The organism is Nocardiopsis sp. NRRL B-16309, assembly GCF_001279585.1.
GTDB lineage: Bacteria > Actinomycetota > Actinomycetes > Streptosporangiales > Streptosporangiaceae > Nocardiopsis.
Genome location: NZ_LGEC01000141.1, coordinates 1 through 613, shown reverse-complemented (window position 1 = coordinate 613; position 613 = coordinate 1). Strand labels below are relative to the sequence as shown.

The 613-nt window shown below is 68.8% G+C and carries 1 pseudogene; it reads right to left on the bottom strand.

The features are described from left to right. Positions 1–613, bottom strand: a pseudogene (locus ADL05_RS28390) (peptide chain release factor 3); the annotation flags it as partial.

The following is a 613-nucleotide window of genomic DNA, read 5'->3' as shown; positions in this document are numbered from 1 at the left end:
GGTGGAGCGCTCGGAGCCGAACACCGCCTGGGAGTACTTGGTCGCGAAGGGGCGGCCCGTCGCCGCGTGCGTGAGGACCATCCCGCGGTCGAAGCGCCCGGAGGAGATGCGCACGAACGCCATGCGGTCGCGGTGGTTCTTGTCCATGTTGGCCTGCATCTTGAAGACCTGCCCGGAGAAGGGGGCGTCCACGGGACGGGGCTGGTCCTTGGTGTCGGGTTTCGCGGTGGGAGCGGGGGCGAGGCCGACGATGGTCTCCAGCAGTTGGCCGACGCCGAAGTTGGGCAGCGCCGCGCCGAAGAGCACCGGGGAGGACTCCCCGGCCATGAACGAGTCGTGGTCGAAGTCGGCGCCGATCTCACCGAGGAGTTCGATCTCCTCGCTCGCCTGCTCCCATTCCTCTCCTTCGATCCGCGCCGCCTCCTGCGCCGACAGCGTCTGCTCCAGGGCTTTGCTGGCGCCTCCGGGAGTACGCGTCATCTTCGTGTAGACACCAGTGCCGCGGTCGATGAGGCCGCGGAAGTCCCCGGCGATACCCACCGGCCAGTTCAACGGCGTGGGCCGCAACCCGATCCGCTGCTCGATCTCGTCCAGCAGCTCCAACGGCTCCCGC